This is a genomic window from Pseudomonas sp. B13(2017) (assembly GCF_002113245.1).
Lineage (GTDB): Bacteria > Pseudomonadota > Gammaproteobacteria > Pseudomonadales > Pseudomonadaceae > Aquipseudomonas > Aquipseudomonas putida_Z.
On record NZ_NEJX01000011.1, the window covers coordinates 102,699 to 124,857 of the forward strand.

Here is a 22,159-nt window from a genome sequence, read left to right on the forward strand (position 1 = left end):
GGTTTTGTAATAGTTTTGCGCTATTCCGGAAAGCTGCTGTGCTAGTAGGATCATTTTCCCAATTTGCTATCAAGGTCCATATGAGCACCTTCGCGGAGCCCCCCAGTCCCCGGCCTTCAAGGCCTTCCTTCTCCCGTCCTCGTGACGCTGCCCTCGTGAGTACCCGCTAATGGAATGGCTAGCCGACCCCACGGCCTGGCTGGGCCTGTTGACGCTTATCGTCCTCGAGCTGGTGCTGGGTATCGACAACCTGGTGTTCATCGCCATCCTCGCCGACAAGCTGCCGCCGCATCAGCGCGACCGCGCGCGGGTCATTGGCCTGAGCCTGGCGTTGATCATGCGTCTGGGCCTGTTGGCCAGTATCTCGTGGATGGTCACCCTGACCGCGCCGTTGTTCGAGGTATTCGACAAGAGCTTCTCCGGCCGTGACCTGATCATGCTGTTCGGTGGCGTGTTCCTGCTGTTCAAGGCCACCATGGAACTGCACGAGCGCCTGGAAGGCCATGTGACCCAGGCCAGTGGCGCGGTGCGCCACGCTGCGTTCTGGCCGATCGTTGCGCAGATCGTGGTGCTCGATGCGGTGTTCTCGCTGGACGCGGTGATTACCGCGGTGGGCATGGTCGAGCATTTGTCGGTGATGATGATCGCGGTGATCTTCTCGATCGGCATCATGATCGTTGCCAGCAAGCCGCTGACCCGCTTCGTCAACGCCCATCCTACGGTGATCATGCTGTGCCTGGGCTTCCTGATGATGATCGGCTTCAGCCTTACCGCCGAAGGCCTGGGCTTCCATATCCCGAAAGGCTACTTGTACGCGGCCATCGGCTTCTCGATCCTGATCGAGCTGTTCAACCAGCTGGCCCGTGCCCGCCGCAAGCGCAGCCTGCAGCAGCACCGGCCGCTGCGTGAGCGCACCGCGCATGCCGTGCTGCGCCTGCTGGGTGGCCGCCGGGTCGAGGCTGACGAGGTGGGCGAGGAAATCGCCGACCTGGTCGAAGGCGGTGAGGAGCAGGTGCTGTTCGACCGCCGTGAACGGGTGATGATCAGTGGCGTGCTGAACCTGGCCGAGCGGCCGATCCGCACGGTGATGACCGCCCGCGCCGAGGTCGATGTGATCGACCTGGCGCAGCCGGCCGACGCGATTGCCCAGGCCCTGGCCAATTCGCCGTACTCGCGCCTGCCATTGATCCGCGATGGCCGCGTGGACGAGCCGCTGGGCTTCGTGCACAAGAAGGAGCTGCTCAAGGAACTGCTGTCGGGTAGCCAGCCCGATCTGGAAGGCATGGCCCGGGTACCGCTGAACCTGCTGGAGAGCTTCAGCATCCTCAATGCCCTGGAGCAGATGCGAGGCCAGTCGACGCACATCGCCTTCGTCGTCAACGAGTTCGGTGACTTCACCGGCCTGCTGACCATGACCGATATCCTCGAATCGATTGCCGGCGAGCTGCCGGATGCCAGCGAGGTCGAAGGCCCGGGCATCGTCCAGGAAGGTGAAGGCTTTGTGGTCAGCGGTGCGTTGAACCTGAGCCAGGTGCAGGCGCGTACCGGCTTCAGCGCCCGCGCCACCGAGGACTACCAGACCCTCGCGGGCCTGGTGATGAGCCTGCTCGACCGCCTGCCCATGGTGGGTGACCGCCTGGCCTGGAATGGCTGGACGCTGACCGTGGAGGCGGTCGAGGAGCGGCGGGTGCGCCAGGTTCGGCTTACACCGAGCGGCGACGTTGACGCAGCAGGTGCTTGAAGCCCTCGATTACCAGCACCAGCACCGCGGCCCAGATCGGCAGGTAGGTCAGCCACTGATCCGGGCCGATGGTTTCGCCCAGCAGCAGCGCCACGCCCACCAGCAGCACCGGTTCGACGTAGCTGAGCAGGCCGAACAGGCTGAACGGCAGCAGGCGGCTGGCCAGCACGTAGGCGATCAGGGCCGAGGCGCTGATCGCCCCGAGGATCGGGATCAACGCATACAGCCCGGGGTGTGCCTGCAGATCGGCAGGGGAAAGCGGGCCCTGGATCACGAAGTACAACGCCCAGGGCAACAGCAGGCACATGTCGCACCACAGGCCGCCCAGGTGTTCGGTGCGGCAGCGCTTGCGCAACACGAAGTAGATCGGGTAACCGATCGTCACTACCAGGGTTTCCCAGGCGAAACTGCCATGCTGGTACAGCTCGTGGCCCACGCCCAGCGCGGCGCAGGCCACGGCCACCTTCTGCAGGCGTGACAGGCGCTCGCCATACACCAGCCGCCCGGTCAGGACCATGGCCAGCGGCAGCAGGAAGTAGCCCATCGACACTTCCAGGCTGCGCCCGTGCAGGGGTGCCCAGAGGAACAGCCACAGCTGCACGCCCATCAGCCACGATGTGGCGACCATGCCCAGTAACAGCAGCGGCGTGCGTTTTACCCGGGCAAGCAGTTCACCCACCCGTTTCCAGTCTTTCGAGACAAGCATGAACAGGGTTAGGCAGGGCAGCGTCAACAGGGTGCGCCAGCCAAAGATCTCTTCGCCATCGAGCGGCGTGAGCAGAGAGGTATAGAAGTACATCACGGCGAACAGACAGGACGCCATGACCGACGAAAGAATGCCTTTTGACACGAATGCCTCGAATAGGGAATTGAGCGGGTGGATCAGCCGCGCATGATCTCAGGGGGCGCGGCTTGCGGCAACCGCGACGCAGCCGGGCGTGCCGCCAGCGCCTCGAGGAATTGGGCAGCCGGCATGGGCCTGGCGAACAGGTAGCCCTGCTGGAAGTCCACCTCGTGACGGGCCAGGTAATCGCGCTGGGCTTCGGTTTCCACGCCCTCGGCAACGATGCCCAGGCCCAGCTTGGCCGACAGCTCGATGATGGTCTCGAGGATGTGCACCGACAGCGCGTCGGCACCGATCATGGCGACGAAGCTCTGGTCGATCTTCAGGTAGTCGACCTTGAACTGGCGCAGGTAGTTGAGGCTTGACTGGCCGGTGCCGAAGTCGTCCAGGGCAATCTTCACACCCATGGCGTCGAGCTTTTCGAACAGTTCCAGAGCCACCGGCGTGGCCTCGATCAGCTTGCGCTCGGTCAGCTCCAGGGTCAGCACCACCCGGCCTGGCGGGAAGTGCTGGAGGAAGGTGCGGCAGTCGTCCAGCAGGCTGAAGTCGCGGCAGTGGTCGGCAGTGATGTTGATGCCGATATGGAAACCGTCCTCCAGCAGCCCGGCATAGGGTGCCAGGTTCTGCGCGGTGTGCATCATCAGCGCACGGGTCATGGCGACGATCTGCCCGCTGTGTTCGGCGTAGGGGATGAACAGGTCGGGGCGTACCAGGCCTTCGCGCGGGTGGTTCCAGCGCATCAGCACTTCGGCGCCGGCCCAGCGGTAGTCGCCCTTGCGCACCACCGGCTGGAAGTACGGCAGGAACTCGTCGGCCTCCAGGGCCCGACGCAGTTCGGCACGGGGCGAGGTGGCGCGGCGAACCTGCCAGCGGCACACCAGGGCGGCCACCGCGCCCAGTACCAGCAGCAAGCCGAACAGGGCGGGGTAGTGGCTGCGCCACAGCTGGCCCTGCTTGTCGGCGCCGTAGCCGCCATGCACGCTGAACGGGTAACGGGTCGAGCCCAGTTGCACATTCGCGCTGGCCGCGGCAGGGGGCACGCCCTTGTGCACGATGCCATCCTTGCCCAGCCAGGCATCGCCCACGCGGATCTGCAGCTCTTCATCGGGGCCGATCAGGCGCAGCGCCGTCAGCAGGTGTTCGCCATCCACCGTACTGATCGCGCCGCGATCGCCGTCGCTGGCCCGATACACCAGCAGCGGGTGGCCCGGGGTGACCGAGTTGCCGTCCATCAGCCACAGCTTGCCGTCGATGTAGTCACCGGGGTTGACCGGCTCGTCGAATGCGCCGAACAGCGACGTGCAATAAAGGGTGTTGTGCCGGAACAGGTTGGTCGAGCGTACGAAGGCTTTGCGCGTGACCTGGGCGCGCAGCATGAGCTGGGCCTCGTCGCACGGGCTGTCGACAAGTGGCAGCAGGGCATTGGCAGCGCTGGACAGGTTGTCGAGAATGCGCTCGACGTGTTCCACCACCTGGCGGGCGGTGGCCTGGCTGCTGGCCTGCATTTCGCGCTCGATCTGCCAGTTCATCACGGCCAGGCCGCACGCCACCGGCAGCACGCCGACGACCCAGGGCAACAGGGTGCGCCAGCCGAAGCCGGCGCGGCGTTTGACGGTAAGGGGCATGCTGACCTGATATGTATGAAGGATTACGAGAGGATAGCCGCTTGTCGGAAGCCGTGAGCAACTAAAGCGCGACAAACCATTTTACGCAATGTAGAATCGATTTACGAATACAACAATAAGGTCCTTCGATACCGAAGGATCAAGCCCGCCGAGAATGGGTCCATATGACATACCATGGGTTCAAGCTGATAATAGGTGACTTCCTCGCCCGCAGCGTGCGGGGTATCCCGTGCTCACCGCCGTTTCCGTGCCACATCCCACGCAATCAATAATTTTTCGCTGCAGATGAGGACACGAACATGGCTGATATCTTCGACAATCCAATGGGCCTGATGGGCTTCGAATTCATCGAACTGGCTTCGCCGACCCCTGGCGTCCTCGAGCCAGTATTCCAGATGCTGGGCTTCACCAAGGTGGCTACCCACCGTTCCAAGGATGTGCACCTGTATCGCCAGGGTGACATCAACCTGATCCTGAACAACGAACCCAAGAGCATCGCCTCGTACTTCGCCGCCGAACACGGCCCGTCGGTATGCGGCATGGCGTTCCGCGTGCGCAACGCCCACGAGGCCTATGCCCGCGCCCTGGAACTGGGCGCCCAGCCGGTGGAAATCGAAACCGGGCCGATGGAGCTGCGCCTGCCGGCGATCAAGGGCATCGGCGGTGCGCCGCTGTACCTGATCGACCGTTTCGAGGAAGGCAGCTCGATCTACGATATCGACTTCAAGTTCATCGAGGGTGTGGATCGCAACCCGGTGGGTGCCGGCCTGAAGATCATCGACCACCTCACCCACAACGTTTATCGCGGGCGCATGTCGTACTGGGCCGGCTTCTACGAGAAGCTGTTCAACTTCCGCGAAATCCGCTACTTCGACATCAAGGGTGAGTACACCGGCCTGACTTCGCGTGCCATGACCGCACCGGATGGCATGATCCGTATCCCGCTGAACGAAGAATCGTCCAAGGGCTCCGGGCAGATCGAAGAGTTCCTGATGCAGTTCAACGGCGAAGGCATCCAGCACGTCGCCTTCCTGACCGATGACCTGCTCAAGACCTGGGACGCCCTCAAGGGCTTCGGCATGCGTTTCATGACTGCACCGCCGCAAACCTACTACGAGATGCTCGAAGAGCGCCTGCCAGGTCACGGCGAGCCGGTAGATCAGTTGAAAGCACGCGGCATCCTCCTCGATGGCGCCTCCCAGCCTGACGACAAGCGCCTGCTGCTGCAGATCTTCTCCGAGACCCTGCTCGGCCCGGTGTTCTTCGAGTTCATCCAGCGCAAGGGTGACGACGGCTTTGGCGAGGGCAACTTCAAGGCCCTGTTCGAATCGATCGAGCGCGACCAGGTACGCCGTGGTGTGTTGAGCACCGACTGATCCCGAGAGTACCGCCGTCACGATTCGATGGCGGCGGTATCAACCCTTCTTCTTGCCCGAAATGGTCAGGCCCAGGTACATGATGAACATGCTGGCGACCCCGACCAGTACCAGCGAGGGCAGCACCTGGTGAAGGGATAGGCGAAACTCCTGGGCGGCGTACCCTTTTGGGTAGCCGCCGATCACCATGTAGCCATATTTCTGGGACACCGTTCGCTCGGTGAATTCGGCCTGGGAGGGGCGTCGTGCGTCGCGGCTGTCTCCCTCGCTCCAGATATACAGGTCGTTGAACTCCAGAAGCAATGTCAGCCCGTCCTGGAAAGCACGCAGTTCGTCACGCAACTGCCGACCGTATGCGGTTGCGATTATCCCGGGGTCGCTGTGCGGTCTCTGGATCTTGATGATCGCCGCGTTAGGCGACGATGGCGCGTCGAATGCCAGCTCCGTCTGCCGTCCGGACAGGGCAAATGCCGAGTTATACGCCAAAGGGTCCATGTCCGTCGCACAATAGGCTTGTTGGTCGCGGGTGAGTATCAATGAGCGAAGGTGCGGGCTGTTGGCGACTCTCTGCTCCAGCGTACCGAGCGCTTCGTCACAGGGCTTGCCTGCCAATGGCAGGATCAGGTCCAGATCGCCTTCCATGCGGCCCAGTGCCTGGTCGATGCTGAAAATCGCCTCCTGAACAGAAACCTTGGCATTCTCTTCAAGTTTTCTTTGCAACTGATAGTCCATCATCAGTAACCCGGATAGCACCGGTATTGCGCCGATGGACAATATCAGCAGTAGTTTCCGCCAGTTGATGCCGAGACTCGGTATTGCTGCCATAGGACCGCCGCTCCGTAGAACCTTGCTGTTCGGGTTGAACAGGTCAGCGCTGATCCTATGTGCTTGATGACGCCCCCGGCTGTAGGCCAAAAGTGTTGCAGTTTTACAGAAAAGCAGAACCTCGTTGTCGGCTTTACTTCAGCCTGGCGAGCACTTTTTCGGCCAGTAGTGCCGTGGAGGCCGGGTTCTGCCCGGTGATCAGACGATCATCGGACACGACGAACGGTTGCCACGGGTCATCATGCTTGCTGTAGTTGCCGCCGCGCGCGCCCAGCTCGTTTTCCGTCAGGAAGGGGACCACCTTGTCCAGTTCGACCAGTTTCTCCTCGGTATTGGAGAAGCCGGTCACCTGACGGTCCTTGAGCAACAGGCTGTTATCGCTGAGCTTGATGTTCAGCAGCCCGACAACACCATGGCAGACCGCTGCGACTATGCCCTTGTTCTCGTAGACCCGGCGTGCCAGGTCTTGCAGCGGCTGGTTGTCGGGAAAGTCATACATCACCCCGTGCCCGCCGGTGTAATAGATGACGCGGTACTCATCGGCCTTCACCTGGCCAGGGCTCAAAGTGTTGCCCAGGCGGGCCATGAAGCGCTTGTCGTCATACCACTGCCAGTCCAGGTCGGGGGCCATTTGCAGGCTATGCGGGTCGACGGGTACGTAGCCGCCCAGCGGGCTGACATAATCGACCGTGTAACCGGCTTTCTCGACTTTTTCGACAAAGTGCACGGCTTCCCCCAGCCACAACCCGGTCGCCCGTTTGAGGGTCGGATACTTGGCTGTATTGGTCAGCACCACCAGCATTTTCTTGCTCATGACCACGCTCCCGTCGGCAACCTGAATGGGCCGTTGCTCCCTGGCCCGAGGGAAAACCTAATGAGCATAGCTCCCAGGTGCAAGTACGCCATATTGCGTGGCGTGTGTTGTGCTACCGTGAACCACATTCACGGGGCGCCCAAACTTTTCCTGAACCATGCTGGAGTCACGATAGTGGTCGAAAACGGTACGCCGCGCGAGCCTGCGTCGCCGGTCATTCTGCAGGCGCCTGTGCTGGCACCGATCGACCCCATGGGCGAACGGATTGCACTGTTCGACTGGGGGCGCACATCGCTCGGGCCGCTGCCGCGCTGGCCGGCCTCGTTGCGCATTGCCGTCGACATGATGCACTTGTCACCGTTCCCGTGTGCCGTGGTCTGGGGGCCAGACCTCAACGTTGTCCACAATGCTGGCTACCGGGCGTTGCGGCCGGTTGCCCCGGATGCATTGGGCATGGCCTTCGATGCGCTTTGGAGCGATGTATGGCCGGCGATGGGGCCGTGGGTGTTCAAGGCGCTTGAGGGGCACTCGAGTTTTGTCGAGGACCCACCACTGCGTATTGGCTGCGGCGAAGGCGGGGAGCCGTTGTGGTATGCGTTCGGCTACACACCGTTGCGCGATGAACTGGGCAACGTGGCAGGTTTTCTGCACGCGGTGATCGAGACCACGGCCAGCGTCGAGGCGCACCGCCACTGGCGGGAGCAGGCGCAAGGCTTCGAGCAGCAGGTCGAGCGACACCTGGTGGAGCGCGAGCAGTTCTGGCAGTTGTCGCGTGATGCAATGATGACGGTTACGCCCGAGCTGAAGGTGCATGCCGCCAACCCCGCCTGGTACCGCATTCTGGGCTGGGCCGAGGAGCAGGTACAGGGTGTTCCGGTATTGGACCTGGTACATCCGGCCGATCGCGCCGAGGTTGAGGTGGCCGTTTCCGGGTGCCTGCAATACCGCAATGCCGAGCAGATAGAGACGCGCCTGCGTCACTGCGATGGCCATTACCACTGTTTTCGCTGGAGTGCGCGGTTCGATGGCAGCCTGCTGACTGCCGTTGGGCGGGACATCACCGAGGAGCATGAAGAGGCCGCGCGTCAATCCGAAGCCCTGATGCGCAACAACGAACGCCTGGAAGTGGTTGGCCAGTTGGCCGGGGGCATGGGCCATGAACTGAACAATTTGTTGTCCGGCATCGGCGGCAGCCTGGAATTGCTGCAACGGCGCCTGCAGGAAGGACGGCTGGAGCGCGTGGAGACCTATGTCGAGGTGGCGCGTGATTCGGTGCAGCGTGCCATGGAGCTGACCCATCGCTTGCTGGCGTTTTCCCGTCATCAACCTTTGGCGCCCAGGCCGCTGGATTTCAACCGGCAATTGCGCTTGAGCGAACCACTGCTGCGCAGCACGCTGGGCGCCGAGATGCGTTTGCACTGGCAGCTGGATGTCACGCCGTGGGCGGTGAACCTTGATGTTTCCCAGCTTGAAAATGCCTTGATCAATCTATGCACCAACGCCCGCGAAGCGTGCCTGGATCGCGGCAATGTCACGCTGCGCAGTGTCAACCAGCGGCTGACGGCGTGTTTCCCGGATGAGGGCGGCCTGCCGTCAGGCGACTACGTTGCCTTGCATGTGGAGGATGATGGCCGCGGCATGCCGGCGGTGGACATTGCCAGGGCCTTTGAACCGTTCTTCACCACCAAGCCGATCGGGCGTGGCTCAGGGCTTGGCTTGTCGATGGTGTATGGGTTTGTCGGCCAGTCGGGGGGCTACGCCTGGATCGAGTCGGAGCCGAACCAGGGCACCAAGGTCTGCATGCTTTTCCCAAGGTGCCATGACCCGGTACCCGAGGCGCCCGCGCTGGTGCAGCGCTCGCAGCGCCTGGCCGGGGGGCAGCGCCTGTTGCTGGTCGATGACGAGCTCGGTTTGCGTGCGGTGATGCGCGAGTACCTGACCGAGCGTGGTTTCGAGGTCATTGATGTGGGCGACGCCAATAGTGCGCTGGAGCGCTTCCGCCATGACGGCCCGTTCGACCTGGTAATCACCGACATCGGCTTGCCGGGTGGTTTCAGTGGCCGCCAGGTGGCCAAGGCCATGCGCATGCAGCTGCCGTTGCAGAAGATCCTGTTCATCACCGGCTATGCGGGTCAGCCGATCGAAGCGCAGTTGCTCGAGCAGCCGGGCACGGCATTGATGAACAAGCCGTTCGCGCTGGCGGATCTGGTGGATGAGGCGCTACGCATGCTCGAGGAGTGAAGCGGTTCAGGGCTTGCCCAGTATCTGGGTCACCTGGGCCTGCAGCTGCTTCAGCTCGAAGGGCTTGCAGATCAGGTGCATGCCCGCCTCCAGGAAACCCTCGCGGGCCATGGCCGTTTCCGCATAGCCGGTGATGAACAGCACTGGCAAGCGTGGCCGCAGGTTGCGTGCAATCTCGGCCAACTGGCGGCCATTCATGCCGGGCAAGCCGACATCGCTGACCAGCAGATCCACCGGTTGTGTCGAACGCAGAACCTTCAGGCCCTCGTTGGCGTCGGCGGCACTGTGGCAGGCGAAGCCATCCTCGCGCAGGGCCTGGCATAGCAATTGGCGTACATGCGGGTCGTCCTCGACCACCAGCACGTGATGGCCCTGGTAGCCTCGCACGGCCTGCACGGGGTTGACCGGTGCCTGGTCCTGGTCGACATGGCGCGGCAGGTACAGGTCCACCCGGGTGCCTTGGCCGATCTGGCTGTGCAGGGTGACATGGCCGTGGGATTGCTTGCTGAAGCCGTACACCATCGACAGGCCCAGGCCGATGCCCTGGCCGATCGCCTTGGTGCTGAAGAACGGCTCGAAGGCATGATCCAGCGTGCTTTGCGCCATGCCCTGGCCGTCATCGACAATTCGCAGGCGTACATAGTCGCCGGCGCACAGGGCACCGCCGGGGAATTGCCCGGCGCCGATGTGCTGGTTACTTGCCTCGATGCGCAGCTGGCCGCCACTGGGCATGGCTTCGCAGGCATTGAGTAGCACGTTGTCGAGGGCTTCCTGCAACTGCTGGTCATCGGCTTCGACCGACCACAGGCCCTTGGCGATTTGCACGTGCAGGTTCACTGCCGGGCTCAGGCAAGCCTTCAGACGCTTGGCCTGGAGCAGGTCGTGCAGGTCGACCTGCTGGCTGTGCAGCGATTGCCGGGAAGAGAAAGCCAGCAGGCGGTGGGTCAGGCGGGCGGCGCGTGACACCGCCTCGCGGCCCATGCGCAGCACGTTGTCCAGGCCATCGCTGCGGCCCTGGCGCAAGCGCCGGTCGATCAGCTCGAAGCTGCCGCCGATGCTGGTGAGCAGGTTGTTGAAGTCATGGGCGACCCCCCCGGCCAGTTGGCCGATGGCCTCCATCTTGCGCGTCTGGTGGCGGGCGAACTCGCTGCGCTGCTGGTCTTCGCCGGGAGGCGCGGCCTGGGCGTCAAGGCGTTGCTGCAGGTCCTGCAGCTGGTCGCGCGCCAGGTACTGCCGGCGCCGGTTGCGCAGGGCGGACTGGGTCGTGTGCAGCAGCAGGGCGTTTTCGAACGGTGCGACCAGCAGGAACAGGTTGCCTACCGGGTGGTTGGTCGAGCCCTTGGCCGCTTGGCTCCCTTGACCGAGCAGCACGATGGGCAGGTCCGACCAGCACGGTTGCTGGTCGATGAATGCCTGCAGCAACGCGCTTGGGCCCTGTTTGAACACTTGCTCGGCAATGATCGCCAGGCCCGCGCCTTCGGCCAGGCAGGCTTGCAGGTTGGCCAGGTCGACCGCGCACAGGCTGTCGATGCCCGCAGAAGCGAGCAGGCGAGCAGTATCCGCGGCTATTGGCGGGGGCGCCAGGATCAATGCACGTTCGTCCAGCGCCAACGAACTGGCCAAAACGACTCTCCTGCAGGGTGGTCTGATATCCACTGGACCTTGGGCACGGCCCCAGGGTTCAACAAATTTTCGGACGTTGCCTACAGGCCCTGTTGCAGCACGGGGTCGTCCGGGTTCTGCCGCTCCAGTTCGGCCAGCAGTACCTGCACGTTCTGCAACTGGCCGGTTTCCTTCCAGTACTGGATCAGCAACACCCGTGCCCGGCGATTGGCCGGCTGGCGGCTGAGCACGGTTTCCAGTTGCTTTTGCGCGGCGTCGAGTTGTTCCAGTTCATGCAGGGTGACCGCCAGTGTATAGCGGTAGTCGGCGTTGTCCGGGTCCAGTTCGACGGCGCGGGACAAGGCCAGCAAGGCGTATTCGCGCTGCTCGTGGCGGTTCAGCCAGAGCCCCAGTTCGTACTGCAGAAAGGCCGAGTCGGGGCTCAGCGCCAGGGCTTTGCCCAGTACCTGACGCGAGGCGTCGTGATGGCCCTGGCGTTCCAGCAGGCGTACCTGGGTCGCCAGTGCGTCGAGGTTGCCTGGCGCTACCGTCAGGGCTCGTTGCAGGGCTGTGGCGGCCAGGGTGTAGTCGTTTTCGTGCAGGTACAGGCGCGCCAGGTGGACCTGGGCGTCTGCGTCTTCGGGTTGTTGCTCCAGGGCCTGCTGGTATTGCTCCAGGGCGACCTGCAGCGGGCCGAAATACAGGCCGATGTCATCCGGGGCAAGGCCGAGCAGGGCATCTACCGCGGCAAAGCGTACGCTTTGCTCGTCGTCATCCAGCAGCGGGCCGAGTACCAGGCTGCGCTGCGCCGCCGGCAGCAGGCGGCGGATGCCGGCAATGGCTGCACGGCGCACCAGCGGGTCGGCATGTTCCAGGTCCTGGCGGGCGAGTTTCAACGCCTGGGGCGAAGGGTAGTTGGGCAGTTCGGCATACAAGGCCGCTCGGCGGATGGGTGGTAGGTCGGTGCGCTGCAATTGTTGGTACAGCACCCGTGCAGCGCCGGGTTGGCCCTCATGGGCCTGGCGCAGGGCCTTGGCGTAGCTGTGCGCGGGCAGGGTTGGCGGGGCTGGCGGAGTGTCGCGCCACAGGTAGCCGAACAGGGCCGATACCAGGATCAACAGCAACAGGGCGATCAGGTAGCGGTTGCGTCTGGGCATCGGACGATCCGTGGCAGCAGGAAGGGCAGAGCTTGGGCTAGCCGGAGGGTAATTGCAACCAGGTGCCTGTCTCGACATTTTCTGCGCCTGTGAGACCGAGCGCCGCCCGCGCGGCGCATCGCCGGCAAGCCAGCTCCCACATCTGTTTCGGGCCAGTCTCTTCTGTGCCTGGCGCGCGCGACCCCTTGTTTGTACGACACGATATCGAAGGTAGCGCTTGGTTTCAGGTTCGGAAATGTCTTACGACGCCTCAGTTCGGTGCGGGTTGAAAACGGCAAGGCCTGGCCCTCATGGTCCAGCCACCGATTCAGGCGAGCTTTTCCTTCACCGTGAAATCCACTTCCAGATCGGCATTGGCCAGCAGATTTACCAAGGCATCCAGGGAAAACTTGTCAATCTTCCCATTCAACAGCTCACTCAAGCGCGGTTGAGTGACATGTAGCCGACGCGCCGCATCCTTCTGAGGTAGATCCCAGGCACGCACCGTCTTGACCAAAATCCGCATCAACTGCGAGCGCAGCCGAAGGTTGTCGGCCTCTTCTGGCGTATCAGCCAACGCGTCCCATACAGATGCCGAGCGTTCATTCGCCATTGTTGATCACCTCTCAGTCCAGCGACTTGAAACGGGCTTTCGCCACATCAATATCGCGCTTATCCGTCTTTTCAGTTGTCTTGCGGAATGCATGCAGGACATAGACAGCTTCCGGGCGGTTCACAACATAGAACACGCGAAAAGTACCGTCTTTACACTTCGCATACCCCTTCGCCATCGCTCCAATCGCCAGCTGCGCTTGCGCCTCATGCCGTGTGTTTGGTCATGCCGCTGCACCTTTCTGGCGTACATGGCAATGCACAGATTCCAGGAGCCTGCACACAAATTATATCGATACCGATATAACATCAAGCCTGTAAATGTCCATTATCGACACCGACTAAAACAGAAAGGAATGGGCAACAGAAGTGAGGCAAATCACCTGAAAAGGCGAGCCGAGGACATTAAACCTGGTGTGCTCCCCAGCCAAGACAGCACCTTCCGACAGGTGCTGTAGGATAATTCGACAGAGCGTTCGAACTGAAGCATTTGGTTTCTGGTTCGGAAATGTCTTACAGCTCTAGAACCTAGGCGAGGGCTTTGCCCTCGATCGCCAGCAAGCCAGCTCCTACATGGTCCGCACCAACTTCAAGGCATGCACAAGCAAGCTTCCACAGGTGAACCACAGGTCTCAAAAGCGGTGGAGTACCTGTGGGAGCTGGCTTGCCGGCGATGCGCCGCGCGGGCGGCGCTCGATCTCATAGGCGCTGAAGATTCAGAGGCATGCACCCTGCACACACCCTCAATCAGCATAAAAAAGCCCCGCGGACCAAGGCCTGCGGGGCAAACGGTTGGGGGAGGAGCCAACCAAAGGAGCCGTTGAAACGGGTGTATCAGCGCGCGCTGGCTACAGTCTCCGGCTGCCAGCCGCCGCCCAGGGCCTTGTAGATGGAGACGATGCCGCGGTACAGCTCGACCTCGCCCTGGGCTTGTGCATCTTCGGCGCTCAGCCGCTCACGCTCGGCATCGAGCAGCACCAGGTAGTCCACCGTACCCTCGCGATAACGAATCGAGGCCAGTTCCGCCGCCTTGCGGCTGGCATCGCTCTGGCGCATCAGCGACAGCAGCCGCTGCTGGGTCTTGTCGTAGTCGCTGAAGGCGTTGGCCGATTCTTCCAGGGCCAGCAACACCTGCTGTTCATAGTTGGCCAGTGCTCCTTCGGCATCGGCCTTGGCACCGCGCAGGCGGGCGCGCACGCTGCCCAGGTCGAAGGCCGCCCAGGTGATGCTCGGGCCCAGCGCCCAGGCATTGGCTGCCGAGGAGCCGATCTGCGAGCCACGGGCAGCAGTAAAGCCGAGGAAGCCGCTGAGGCTGACGCGGGGGAACAGGTCGGCCGTGGCCACGCCGACGTTGGCGGTGGCAGCCGCCAACTGGCGTTCGGCGCTGCGGATGTCCGGGCGGCGGCGCAGCAGTTCACCCGGGTCACCCACCGGTAGCGCCTTGGCGATGGCCGGCAGGGCTTTGGGCGACAGGTCGACGCTGAGCGCCTCGGGGCGCTGGCCGAGCAGGGTGGCGATGCGATGCCGGGCCCGCGCCTGTTCCGCCTGCAGTTGCGGCACGGTGGCTTCGACCCCGGCCAGGCGCGCGTCGGCCCGTACCACGTCAAGGTCGTTGCCCACGCCGGCATCGCGCAGGGTTTCGGTGATGGCCCGCGATTCCTGCTGGGTCTTGAGGTTGGCCAGGGCGATCTTCTCGCGCAACTGCGCGCCGCGCAGCTGGCCGTAGGCATCGACCAACTCGGCGATCAGGCTGACCTGCAGCTGCTGCAGGTCGGCCGCGGCTACCGCTTCCTGGGCTTCGCTGGCTTCGATCTGGCGCTGGATGCGGCCGAACAGGTCAAGCTCCCAGGCCATGTCCAGGCCCAGGTCGTAGCGCTCGCTGTTCACCCGTTGCGTGGTCTGGCCGGGGATCTGGCCCTTGCCGATGTCGCTGCTGGCGCGGCTGGTGACCACCGGGAACTGGTCGTTCTCGGCGTCTTCACGGATCGAACGGGCCGACTTCAGGCGGGCGAAGGCCACGCGCAGGTCACGGTTGCCGTCCAGCGAAGCCTGCACCAGCTGGTTCAGCACCGGGTCGTCGAACTGCTTCCACCACAGGCTCTCGAAACGGCTACGGTCGTAGGCCTTGGCTTGTACATCGCTGGCCAGCTGCGCAGGCTCGGTGGCCGGCGCCTGGTAGTCCGGGCCTACCGCGCAGGCCGCCAGGGCCAGCGCCAGCAGGCTCGGGGTCAAGGGTTTGAGCAGGTTCATGCATGGCTCTCCAGCGAGTGGGCGCGTTCGGCCTTGCGGGCCTGGCGACGCTCGACGAAACGGCGAATCAGGAAGAAGAACACCGGGGTCAGGAACAAGCCGAACACGGTCACGCCGATCATCCCCGAGAACACCGCCACACCCATGGCATGGCGCATTTCAGAACCTGCACCGGAGCTGAACACCAGTGGAACCACACCCATGATGAAGGCGATCGAGGTCATCAGGATCGGCCGCAGGCGCAGGCGGCAGGCTTCCAGTACCGCAGCCAGCGGGTCGAGCCCCTTGGCCTGTTCGTCCTTGGCGAACTCGACGATCAGGATCGCGTTCTTGCACGCCAGGCCCACCAGTACGATCAGGCCGATCTGGGTGAAGATGTTGTTGTCACCACCCGACACGATCACCCCGGTGATGGCCGACAGCAGGGTCATCGGCACGATCAGGATCACCGCCAGCGGCAGGCTCCAGCTTTCGTACTGGGCGGCAAGCACCAGGAAGGCCAGCAGTACGCACAGCGGGAACACGAACAGCGCAGTGTTGCCCGAGAGGATCTGCTGGTAGGTCAGGTCGGTCCACTCGAAGGTCATGCCGTTGGGCAGTTCCTCTTTCAGCAGCTTCTCGATTGCAGCTTCGGCCTGGCCGGAGCTGTAGCCCGGTGCCGCGGCGCCGTTGATCTCGGCGGTGATGAAACCGTTGTAGTGCATCACCCGGTCAGGCCCGGAGGTGTCGCTGACCTTGAGGAAGGTCGCCAGCGGGATCATCTCGCCGAGGTTGTTGCGCACCTTCAGCTGGCCGATCTGCTCGGCATCGAGGCGGAACTGCTGTTCGGCCTGGACGTTGACCTGGTAGGTACGGCCAAAGCGGTTGAAGTCGTTGGTGTACAGCGAGCCCAGGTAGACCTGCAGGGTGTCGAAGATGTCGGTGATCGCCACGCCGTGGGTCTTGGCCTTTTCCCGGTCGATGGCGGCATCGACCTGCGGCACGTTGACCTGGTAGCTGGTGAACAGGCCCGCCAGTTCCGGCACGTTGTGGCTCTTGGCGATGATGTTCTGGGTTTCCTTGTACAGCGCCTCGTAGCCCAGGTTGCCACGGTCTTCGATCTGCAGGCGGAAGCCGCCGATGGTGCCCAGGCCTTGTACCGGCGGTGGCGGGAAGATCGCGATGTAGGCGTCCTGGATGTCGGCGAACTGGGCATTCAGTGCAGCAGCGATGGCCGCCGCCGACTGGCTCGGGTCCTTGCGCTCGTCGAACGGCCTGAGCGGGGTGAACACGATGCCGCTGTTCGGGCTGTTGGTGAAACCGTTGATCGACAGGCCAGGGAAGGCTACCGAGTCGGCCACGCCAGGCTGCTTCAGGGCGATTTCGCTCATGCGCTTGATCACCGCTTCGGTGCGGTCGAGGCTGGCCGCGTCAGGCAGCTGGGCGAACGCCACCAGGTACTGCTTGTCCTGGGCCGGTACAAAACCGGTCGGGGTGGACGAGAAGCCCAGGTAGGTCAGGCCCATCAGGCCGGCATACACGAACAGGGCGATGCCGCTGGAGCGGATGACCCGACGCACGCCGCCGACGTAGCGGTTGGAAGCGCGGTCGAAGAAGCGGTTGAACGGGGCGAACAGCCAGCTGCCCAGCAGTTTTTCCAGGAACCGCGAGAAACGGTCCTTGGGCGCATGGTGGTCCTTCAGCAGCACGGCAGCCAGGGCCGGCGACAGGGTCAGCGAGTTGAATGCCGAGATCACCGTGGAAATGGCGATGGTCAGGGCGAACTGCTTGTAGAACTGCCCGGTCAGGCCGGAAATGAACGCGGCAGGCACGAACACGGCGCACAGCACCAGGGCGGTGGCGATGATCGGCCCGGTCACTTCGCCCATGGCCTTTTGCGTGGCCTCCAACGGTTTCAGGCCCAGGCCGATGTTGCGCTCGACGTTTTCCACCACGACGATGGCGTCGTCCACCACGATACCGATGGCCAGGACCAGGCCGAACAATGACAGCGCGTTGAGCGAGAAGCCGAACAGGTGCATCACGGCAAAGGTACCGATCAGCGATACCGGCACGGCCATCAGCGGGATGATCGAGGCACGCCAGGTCTGCAGGAACAGGATGACGACCAGCACCACCAGCACCAGCGCTTCGAACAGGGTGTGCACCACGGCTTCGATGGAACCACGGACGAACACGGTCGGGTCATAGACGATGCTGTAGTCCATGCCCTCGGGGAAGTCCTTCTTCAGCTCGGCCATTTTCGCCCGCACTTCGTCGGAGATCTCGATGGCGTTGGAGCCTGGGCGCTGGAAGATCGGGATGGCCACCGCCGGCTGGTTGTTCAGCAGCGAACGCAGGGCGTACTGGCTGGAACCGAGTTCGACCCGGGCGATGTCCTTCAGGCGGGTGATTTCGCCATCGGCACCGGCGCGGATGATGATGTTCTCGAACTCTTCCTCATTGACCAGGCGACCCTGGGTGTTGATCGACAGCTGGAAGCTGGTCGAACCCGGGGCGGGTGGGGCGCCCAGCTGGCCGGCGGCCACCTGGCGGTTCTGTTCGCGGATCGCAGCCACCACATCACTGGCGGTGAGGTTGCGCGAAGCGGTCTTGTTCGGGTCCAGCCACACGCGCAGCGAGTAGTCGCCCATGCCGAACAGCTGCACATCGCCCACGCCGCCCAGGCGCGCCAGCTCGTCCTTGATGTTGAGGATGGCGTAGTTGGACAGGTAGAGCATGTCGTAGCGGTTGTCCGGCGAGGTCAGGTGCACGACCATGGTCAGGTCGGGCGAGGCCTTGTCGACGGTGATACCGATGCGGGTCACTTCCTCTGGCAGCTTGGGCTGGGTACGGGTGACGCGGTTCTGCACCTGCACCTGGGCGTTGTCCAGGTCGGTGCCCAGGGCGAAGGTGATGGTCAGCGTCAGCTTGCCGTCAGCGGTGGACTGGGAGGACATGTACAGCATGTTCTCCACGCCGGTAATCGCCTGCTCCAGTGGCGCGGCGACGGTTTCGCCGATGACCTTGGGGTTGGCGCCGGGGAAGTTGGCGCGCACCACCACGGTGGGCGGCACCACTTCGGGGTATTCGCTGATCGGCAGCTGGAACAGCGAGATCGAACCCGCGATCAGCAGCACCAGCGACAGCACCGCGGCGAAGATTGGCCGGGTAATGAAGAATTTCGAGAAGTTCATCGGTGTGGTCCCTTAACCGCGTGGCGCCTGGGCGCTGGCGACTTTCACGTTGTTGCCCGCCACCTTCGGCGCCGGGTTGCTGGCCTCCAGGGCCTGGCGCTGCTGGGCGAGGGCGGCGAGGGTCTGTTCGCTGGCCATCGGTGTCTCTTCCGGGGTGACCGGTGAGCCAGGGCGTACGCGCTGCAGGCCCTTGACCACGATGCGGTCTTCCTTGCCCAGGCCGCTGCGCACGATGCGCAGGCCTTCCAGCTTCGGCCCCAGCTCCACGGCGCGGTAGGCGGCCTTGTTGTCCTTGTCCATGACCAGCACGAACTTCTTGCCAAGGTCGGTGCCCACGGCTTCGTCGTTGATCAGCACGGCCTGGTACTGGGCGCTGCCCACCAGCTTCAGGCGTGCATACAGGCCTGGGGTGAACTGGCCGTCGCTGTTGTCGAACACGGCACGGCCACGGATGGTGCCGGTGCGCGGGTTGACCTGGTTGTCGACGAAGTTCATCTGGCCCAGGTGCGGGTTGCCGGTTTCGTTGGTCAGGCCCAGGTATACCGGGGTGCTCTGGCCGCGCTGGCCTTCGCGGGCCAGCTGGGTGTACTTGAGGTACACGCGCTCGTCGGCGTCGAAGTAGGCATAGACCTTGTCGGTGGAGACCACGCTGGTCAGCGGGGTGACATCGGCGGTGACGATGTTGCCGGCGGTGAACTGGGCGCGGCTGACGCGGCCGCTGATGGGCGCGGTGACACGGGTGAAGCTGAGGTTCAGGCGTGCCAGGTCGAGCTGGGCCTGGATCGCGTCGACCCCGGCGCGGGCTTCGGCGGCGGCGCTGCTACGCGATTCGGCCAGTTCTGCGGAAATGGCGTTGCTGTCACGCAGGCGTTCGCCACGGCGGGCTTCGTTGGCGCTGCGGATGGCGGTGGCCTTGGCTTGCTGTAGCTGGGCTTCGAGGCGGCGGACGTCTGCCTGGAACGGGCGTGGGTCGATCTGGAACAGCAGGTCGCCTTTCTTGACCTGGGCGCCTTCAGTGAAGGCCACCAGGTCGATCTGGCCGGAGACCCGCGGGCGAACCTCGACGGTTTCCGGGGCTTCGAGGCGGCCGGTGAACTCGTCCCATTCGTTGATCGGTTGCTCGATCACCTTGGCCACACTGACCTTCGGCGCGGCGGGAGCCTGCACGGCGTCGGGGGTTCGACCGCAAGCGCTGATCACCACCACTGCCAGGGCAGCGAGGGGGAAGCGCAAGGGTTTGAGTGATTGTTCCATGGAGAACTCCGCCAATGTATTAGTAGTGGGCGGAGTGTGAGTGTCTTGCGCGTGATGCACGAATCGAACGGGGCGAAGGTTATTATCACGATGAATGATATGTGTGGGGCGTTCATCGATTTGTGGCATGATCTTGTTGTAGTGGGTTTAGGTATGGCACCGGCTTTGCCGGTGTTCGCGGGCTTGCCCGCTCCCACAGGTACGGCGCTGGATTTGGTGAATGCGCGGTCCCTGTGGGAGCGGGCATGCCCGCGAAGGGCCGCAAAGCGGCCCCATTTGCTAACCCCGGCAATCTCAGCTCGATACGCGGAACCCATGGGTGCCATCGCGCTCCAGCTGGGCAATCAAGCCGAACTCCCAGTCCAGATACCCCTGCATCGCTTCGTGCGGGTTGTCCGTCCCTTCATAAGGCCGGCGATAACGGTCAGTACGCGCCACGGCCAAGCGCGTTTCGCCGCTCTCCAGCGCCTTGCCCGCCGCAATCCAGCGCGCCGTGCCGCCGTCCAGCACGTACACCGGGGTTTGCGTCAGCGCCTGCAAGTCCAACGCCGCAAAGCGCGCCAGCAGGCTGCTGCCGCAGGTCAGCACATAGCGCTCGGCTACCGGCAAGCGCTCCAGTACCTGTGGCAACTGCGCGCGGATCGCCCAGTAAGCGCCTGGAATGTGCCGTTTCACATAGTTGGCACTGCTGGTGAAGTCCAGCAGCACGGTGCCTGGCGCTTGCAGCCAGTCCTCCAGCTGCTCGACACCGATTTCGGTCACCACTGGCAACGCCGGCTGCGGCGCCTGCCACTCGCCGGCTGCACTGAAGTCTGCCGCTGACAAACCGTCCAGCACTGCCACCTGCCAGCCCATTTGCGCCAGCCACGAAGCGCTCATGTTGGCCCGCACGCCGTCATCGTCCACCAGCACGATGCGCGCCCCGCGTACGCTGGCGACATGGTCGGTTTCCTGCACCAGCTGCCCGCCCGGTACGCTGCGGCTGGCCGGCAGGTGGCCCTGGGCGTATTCCTCGGGCGTGCGCACGTCGAACAGGTAGGTGGTGCGGCTGGTATCAGCCTGCCAGGCGGCCAGGCCTTCGCGCTCCAGGCGGGCCACGCCGGCGCGGTCGGCCACGCCGCGCGCGCGCTGTGCGGCATCGGCACGGGTACTGTCGGTAACCTCGGCGAAGCGCCGTTGCTGGCCGTGGGCCAGGGTTTGCCCGGCCAGGGTCCAGCCAATGGTGCCGTTGCGCAGGGCCGCCACCGGGTTGGGGATGCCGGCGTTGACCAGCGACTGGGTGCCGATGATGCTGCGGGTGCGCCCGGCGCAATTGACGATCACCTGGGTGGCAGGGTCGGGCGCCAGCTCGGCCACCCGCAGCACCAGTTCGGCACCCGGGACGCTGATGCCACCCGGGATGCTCATGGTCTGGTATTCGTCGAAGCGGCGGGCGTCGAGCACCACCACATCGGCCTTGGCATCCAGCAGCGCCTGCACCTGTTCGGCTGCCAGCGATGGGGTGTGGCGCACGCTTTCCACCAGCTCGCCAAAGGCCTTGCTCGGCACGTTGACGTCGCGGAACAGTTCGCCGCCTGCTGCGCGCCAGCCCGCCAGGCCACCTTCGAGCAGTGCCACATCGCTGTAGCCCAGTGCCGTCAGACGCTGGCCGGCCTGGGCCGCCAGGCCTTCGCCGTCGTCATACAGGGTGATGGCGGTGTCGCGCCGGGGGACCCGGGCAAACACCTCCAGCTCCAGTTTCGACAACGGAATGTTGGCGGCGAACAACGGGTGTGCCTGGGCGAACGGGTCTTCCTCGCGTACATCGATCAGCGCCAGTTCTTCATGGGCCAGCAATGCCCGACGAATGTCGTGGAAGGCGCGGGTGGCTACGGTACTCATGGGGCAGGGTTCTCTTTGGACAGGTCCCAGATATTGGGCAGAAGGGTGTTGGAATAGCCGGAAATGAACGGTTTCTCGCTGCCGTCGGGCAGGTACACGGCACGGCTGACGGCGCCGATGTTGGCGCCATACACGTGAATGCTGATCGACACCTGGTCGGCGAAGGCGTTGCTGACCTGGTGGATATCACCGATGCGCGGCGATACGGCCTCCACGTGGCCAGGGTCGATGCGCACCGGCTCGCCTGCCGGTAGCAACACACCGTGCTCGCTACGGACAAAGCCTTGCGAGTATTCGGCGCCACGCAACATGCCGATCAGGCCCCACACCCGGTGGTCGTGGATCGGCGTCTGCTGGCCTGGCCCCCAGACGAAACTGACGATGGAAAAGCGCTGGCGCGAATCGCAATGCAGCAGGTATTGCTGGTAACGGGCCGGGTCCGGCTGCGCCAGCGCCTCGGGCAGCCAGTCGTCATGGGCGACCAGGCTGCGCAGCAGGCCCTGGCCCTGGTCGAGGAGGGTGGCTTCGTCGGTTTCCCGGTCCAGCAGTTGCGAAAGTGCGTCGATGAAGTGACGCAGGCGCTCGAGGCGCAGGGGTTGGCTCATGGTTCAGGCTCGGCTGACGGTTTGGTTAAACCCTAGCAAATGCGATGAGTATTCTTAAAAGTAAAAATATTCATAAGCTAATATGCAAAAAATGCATTTACAGCTTGGCTGATCTGTTTTGAAATGAGCGCAACGAACAGCAAGCCCCGCGACTACACCACGAGACCGCACGCGCGG

15 protein-coding genes and 1 pseudogene are annotated in these 22,159 nt (G+C 63.7%); 3 read left to right on the forward strand and 13 right to left on the reverse strand.

Features of this window, described 5'->3' with window-relative positions; translation table 11 throughout:
• Nucleotides 1-169 precede the first annotated feature (169 nt).
• Nucleotides 170-1,741 carry a TerC family protein gene (locus tag CAG44_RS15815; protein WP_085615478.1) on the forward strand — a complete coding sequence of 524 codons (1,572 nt, stop codon included), beginning with the start codon at nt 170-172 and terminating at the stop codon, nt 1,739-1,741.
• On the opposite strand, the gene rarD is transcribed toward CAG44_RS15815, so the two are convergent.
• Nucleotides 1,704-2,591, reverse strand: coding sequence for an EamA family transporter RarD (gene rarD / locus CAG44_RS15820; protein WP_025339333.1), 888 nt, complete (start codon nt 2,589-2,591; stop codon nt 1,704-1,706). The genes CAG44_RS15815 and rarD overlap by 38 nt on opposite strands.
• A gap of 32 nt (nt 2,592-2,623) precedes the next feature.
• A complete protein-coding gene (locus tag CAG44_RS15825) occupies nt 2,624-4,210 on the reverse strand; it encodes an EAL domain-containing protein (protein WP_085615482.1) in 1,587 nt (528 codons plus the stop codon).
• A gap of 299 nt (nt 4,211-4,509) precedes the next feature.
• Between CAG44_RS15825 and hppD the strand changes: the two genes are divergently transcribed.
• On the forward strand, nt 4,510-5,586 hold the full coding sequence (hppD, locus tag CAG44_RS15830) for a 4-hydroxyphenylpyruvate dioxygenase (protein WP_025339331.1): 1,077 nt from the start codon (nt 4,510-4,512) through the stop codon (nt 5,584-5,586).
• Nucleotides 5,587-5,625: 39 nt separating this feature from the next.
• Here the strand turns inward: hppD and CAG44_RS15835 are convergent, their stop codons facing one another.
• On the reverse strand, nt 5,626-6,411 hold the full coding sequence (locus CAG44_RS15835; RefSeq protein ID WP_256573533.1) for a CSS-motif domain-containing protein: 786 nt from the start codon (nt 6,409-6,411) through the stop codon (nt 5,626-5,628).
• Between the two features lie 133 nt (nt 6,412-6,544).
• Nucleotides 6,545-7,225: a type 1 glutamine amidotransferase domain-containing protein gene (locus CAG44_RS15840; protein ID WP_085692488.1), complete on the reverse strand. Its 681-nt coding sequence runs from the start codon at nt 7,223-7,225 to the stop codon at nt 6,545-6,547.
• A 174-nt stretch (nt 7,226-7,399) separates the two neighbouring features.
• On the opposite strand from CAG44_RS15840, the gene CAG44_RS15845 reads away from it, so the two are divergent.
• Nucleotides 7,400-9,466, forward strand: coding sequence for an ATP-binding protein (locus CAG44_RS15845; protein ID WP_085692489.1), 2,067 nt, complete (start codon nt 7,400-7,402; stop codon nt 9,464-9,466).
• Between the two features lie 6 nt (nt 9,467-9,472).
• Here CAG44_RS15845 and CAG44_RS15850 read toward each other — a convergent pair whose 3' ends face one another.
• The 9 genes and pseudogenes from CAG44_RS15850 to CAG44_RS15890 form a co-directional block, all read right to left on the reverse strand.
• Nucleotides 9,473-11,089, reverse strand: a complete 1,617-nt coding sequence (locus CAG44_RS15850) for a response regulator (protein ID WP_085692490.1) — start codon at nt 11,087-11,089, stop codon at nt 9,473-9,475.
• 80 nt (nt 11,090-11,169) lie between these two features.
• Nucleotides 11,170-12,225 carry a tetratricopeptide repeat protein gene (locus CAG44_RS15855; protein ID WP_085588518.1) on the reverse strand — a complete coding sequence of 352 codons (1,056 nt, stop codon included), beginning with the start codon at nt 12,223-12,225 and terminating at the stop codon, nt 11,170-11,172.
• A gap of 307 nt (nt 12,226-12,532) precedes the next feature.
• A complete protein-coding gene (locus tag CAG44_RS15860) occupies nt 12,533-12,817 on the reverse strand; it encodes a helix-turn-helix domain-containing protein (protein WP_003260206.1) in 285 nt (94 codons plus the stop codon).
• Between the two features lie 13 nt (nt 12,818-12,830).
• Nucleotides 12,831-12,974, reverse strand: a pseudogene (locus tag CAG44_RS15865) (type II toxin-antitoxin system RelE/ParE family toxin); the annotation flags it as partial.
• 676 nt (nt 12,975-13,650) lie between these two features.
• Complete coding sequence (locus CAG44_RS15870) at nt 13,651-15,066, reverse strand: efflux transporter outer membrane subunit (RefSeq protein ID WP_085665734.1); 1,416 nt, start codon at nt 15,064-15,066, stop codon at nt 13,651-13,653.
• Complete coding sequence (locus CAG44_RS15875) at nt 15,063-18,242, reverse strand: efflux RND transporter permease subunit (RefSeq protein WP_085692491.1); 3,180 nt, start codon at nt 18,240-18,242, stop codon at nt 15,063-15,065. The genes CAG44_RS15870 and CAG44_RS15875 overlap by 4 nt, the downstream gene beginning before the upstream one ends.
• 12 nt (nt 18,243-18,254) lie before the next feature.
• The gene (gene mexE, locus CAG44_RS15880; protein ID WP_085692492.1) at nt 18,255-19,496 is read right to left on the reverse strand and encodes a multidrug efflux RND transporter periplasmic adaptor subunit MexE; all 1,242 of its coding nucleotides are present in this window, start codon (nt 19,494-19,496) and stop codon (nt 18,255-18,257) included.
• 294 nt (nt 19,497-19,790) lie between these two features.
• Complete coding sequence (locus tag CAG44_RS15885; RefSeq protein ID WP_085692493.1) at nt 19,791-21,377, reverse strand: rhodanese-related sulfurtransferase; 1,587 nt, start codon at nt 21,375-21,377, stop codon at nt 19,791-19,793.
• Nucleotides 21,374-21,982, reverse strand: a complete 609-nt coding sequence (locus CAG44_RS15890; RefSeq protein WP_085692494.1) for a cysteine dioxygenase — start codon at nt 21,980-21,982, stop codon at nt 21,374-21,376. The genes CAG44_RS15885 and CAG44_RS15890 overlap by 4 nt, the downstream gene beginning before the upstream one ends.
• Nucleotides 21,983-22,159: the final 177 nt, after the last annotated feature.

Bases quoted from the DNA above. Each gene is read 5' to 3' on its own strand.
- CAG44_RS15890 (WP_085692494.1), bottom strand. From the start codon at position 21,982: ATGAGCCAACCCCTGCGCCTCGAGCGCCTGCGTCACTTCATCGACGCA.
- hppD (WP_025339331.1), top strand. From the start codon at position 4,510: ATGGCTGATATCTTCGACAATCCAATGGGCCTGATGGGCTTCGAATTC.
- CAG44_RS15835 (WP_256573533.1), bottom strand. From the start codon at position 6,411: ATGGCAGCAATACCGAGTCTCGGCATCAACTGGCGGAAACTACTGCTG.
- CAG44_RS15855 (WP_085588518.1), bottom strand. From the start codon at position 12,225: ATGCCCAGACGCAACCGCTACCTGATCGCCCTGTTGCTGTTGATCCTG.
- CAG44_RS15885 (WP_085692493.1), bottom strand. From the start codon at position 21,377: ATGAGTACCGTAGCCACCCGCGCCTTCCACGACATTCGTCGGGCATTG.
- CAG44_RS15840 (WP_085692488.1), bottom strand. From the start codon at position 7,225: ATGAGCAAGAAAATGCTGGTGGTGCTGACCAATACAGCCAAGTATCCG.
- CAG44_RS15870 (WP_085665734.1), bottom strand. From the start codon at position 15,066: ATGAACCTGCTCAAACCCTTGACCCCGAGCCTGCTGGCGCTGGCCCTG.
- CAG44_RS15875 (WP_085692491.1), bottom strand. From the start codon at position 18,242: ATGAACTTCTCGAAATTCTTCATTACCCGGCCAATCTTCGCCGCGGTG.
- CAG44_RS15815 (WP_085615478.1), top strand. From the start codon at position 170: ATGGAATGGCTAGCCGACCCCACGGCCTGGCTGGGCCTGTTGACGCTT.
- CAG44_RS15825 (WP_085615482.1), bottom strand. From the start codon at position 4,210: ATGCCCCTTACCGTCAAACGCCGCGCCGGCTTCGGCTGGCGCACCCTG.
- mexE (WP_085692492.1), bottom strand. From the start codon at position 19,496: ATGGAACAATCACTCAAACCCTTGCGCTTCCCCCTCGCTGCCCTGGCA.
- CAG44_RS15860 (WP_003260206.1), bottom strand. From the start codon at position 12,817: ATGGCGAATGAACGCTCGGCATCTGTATGGGACGCGTTGGCTGATACG.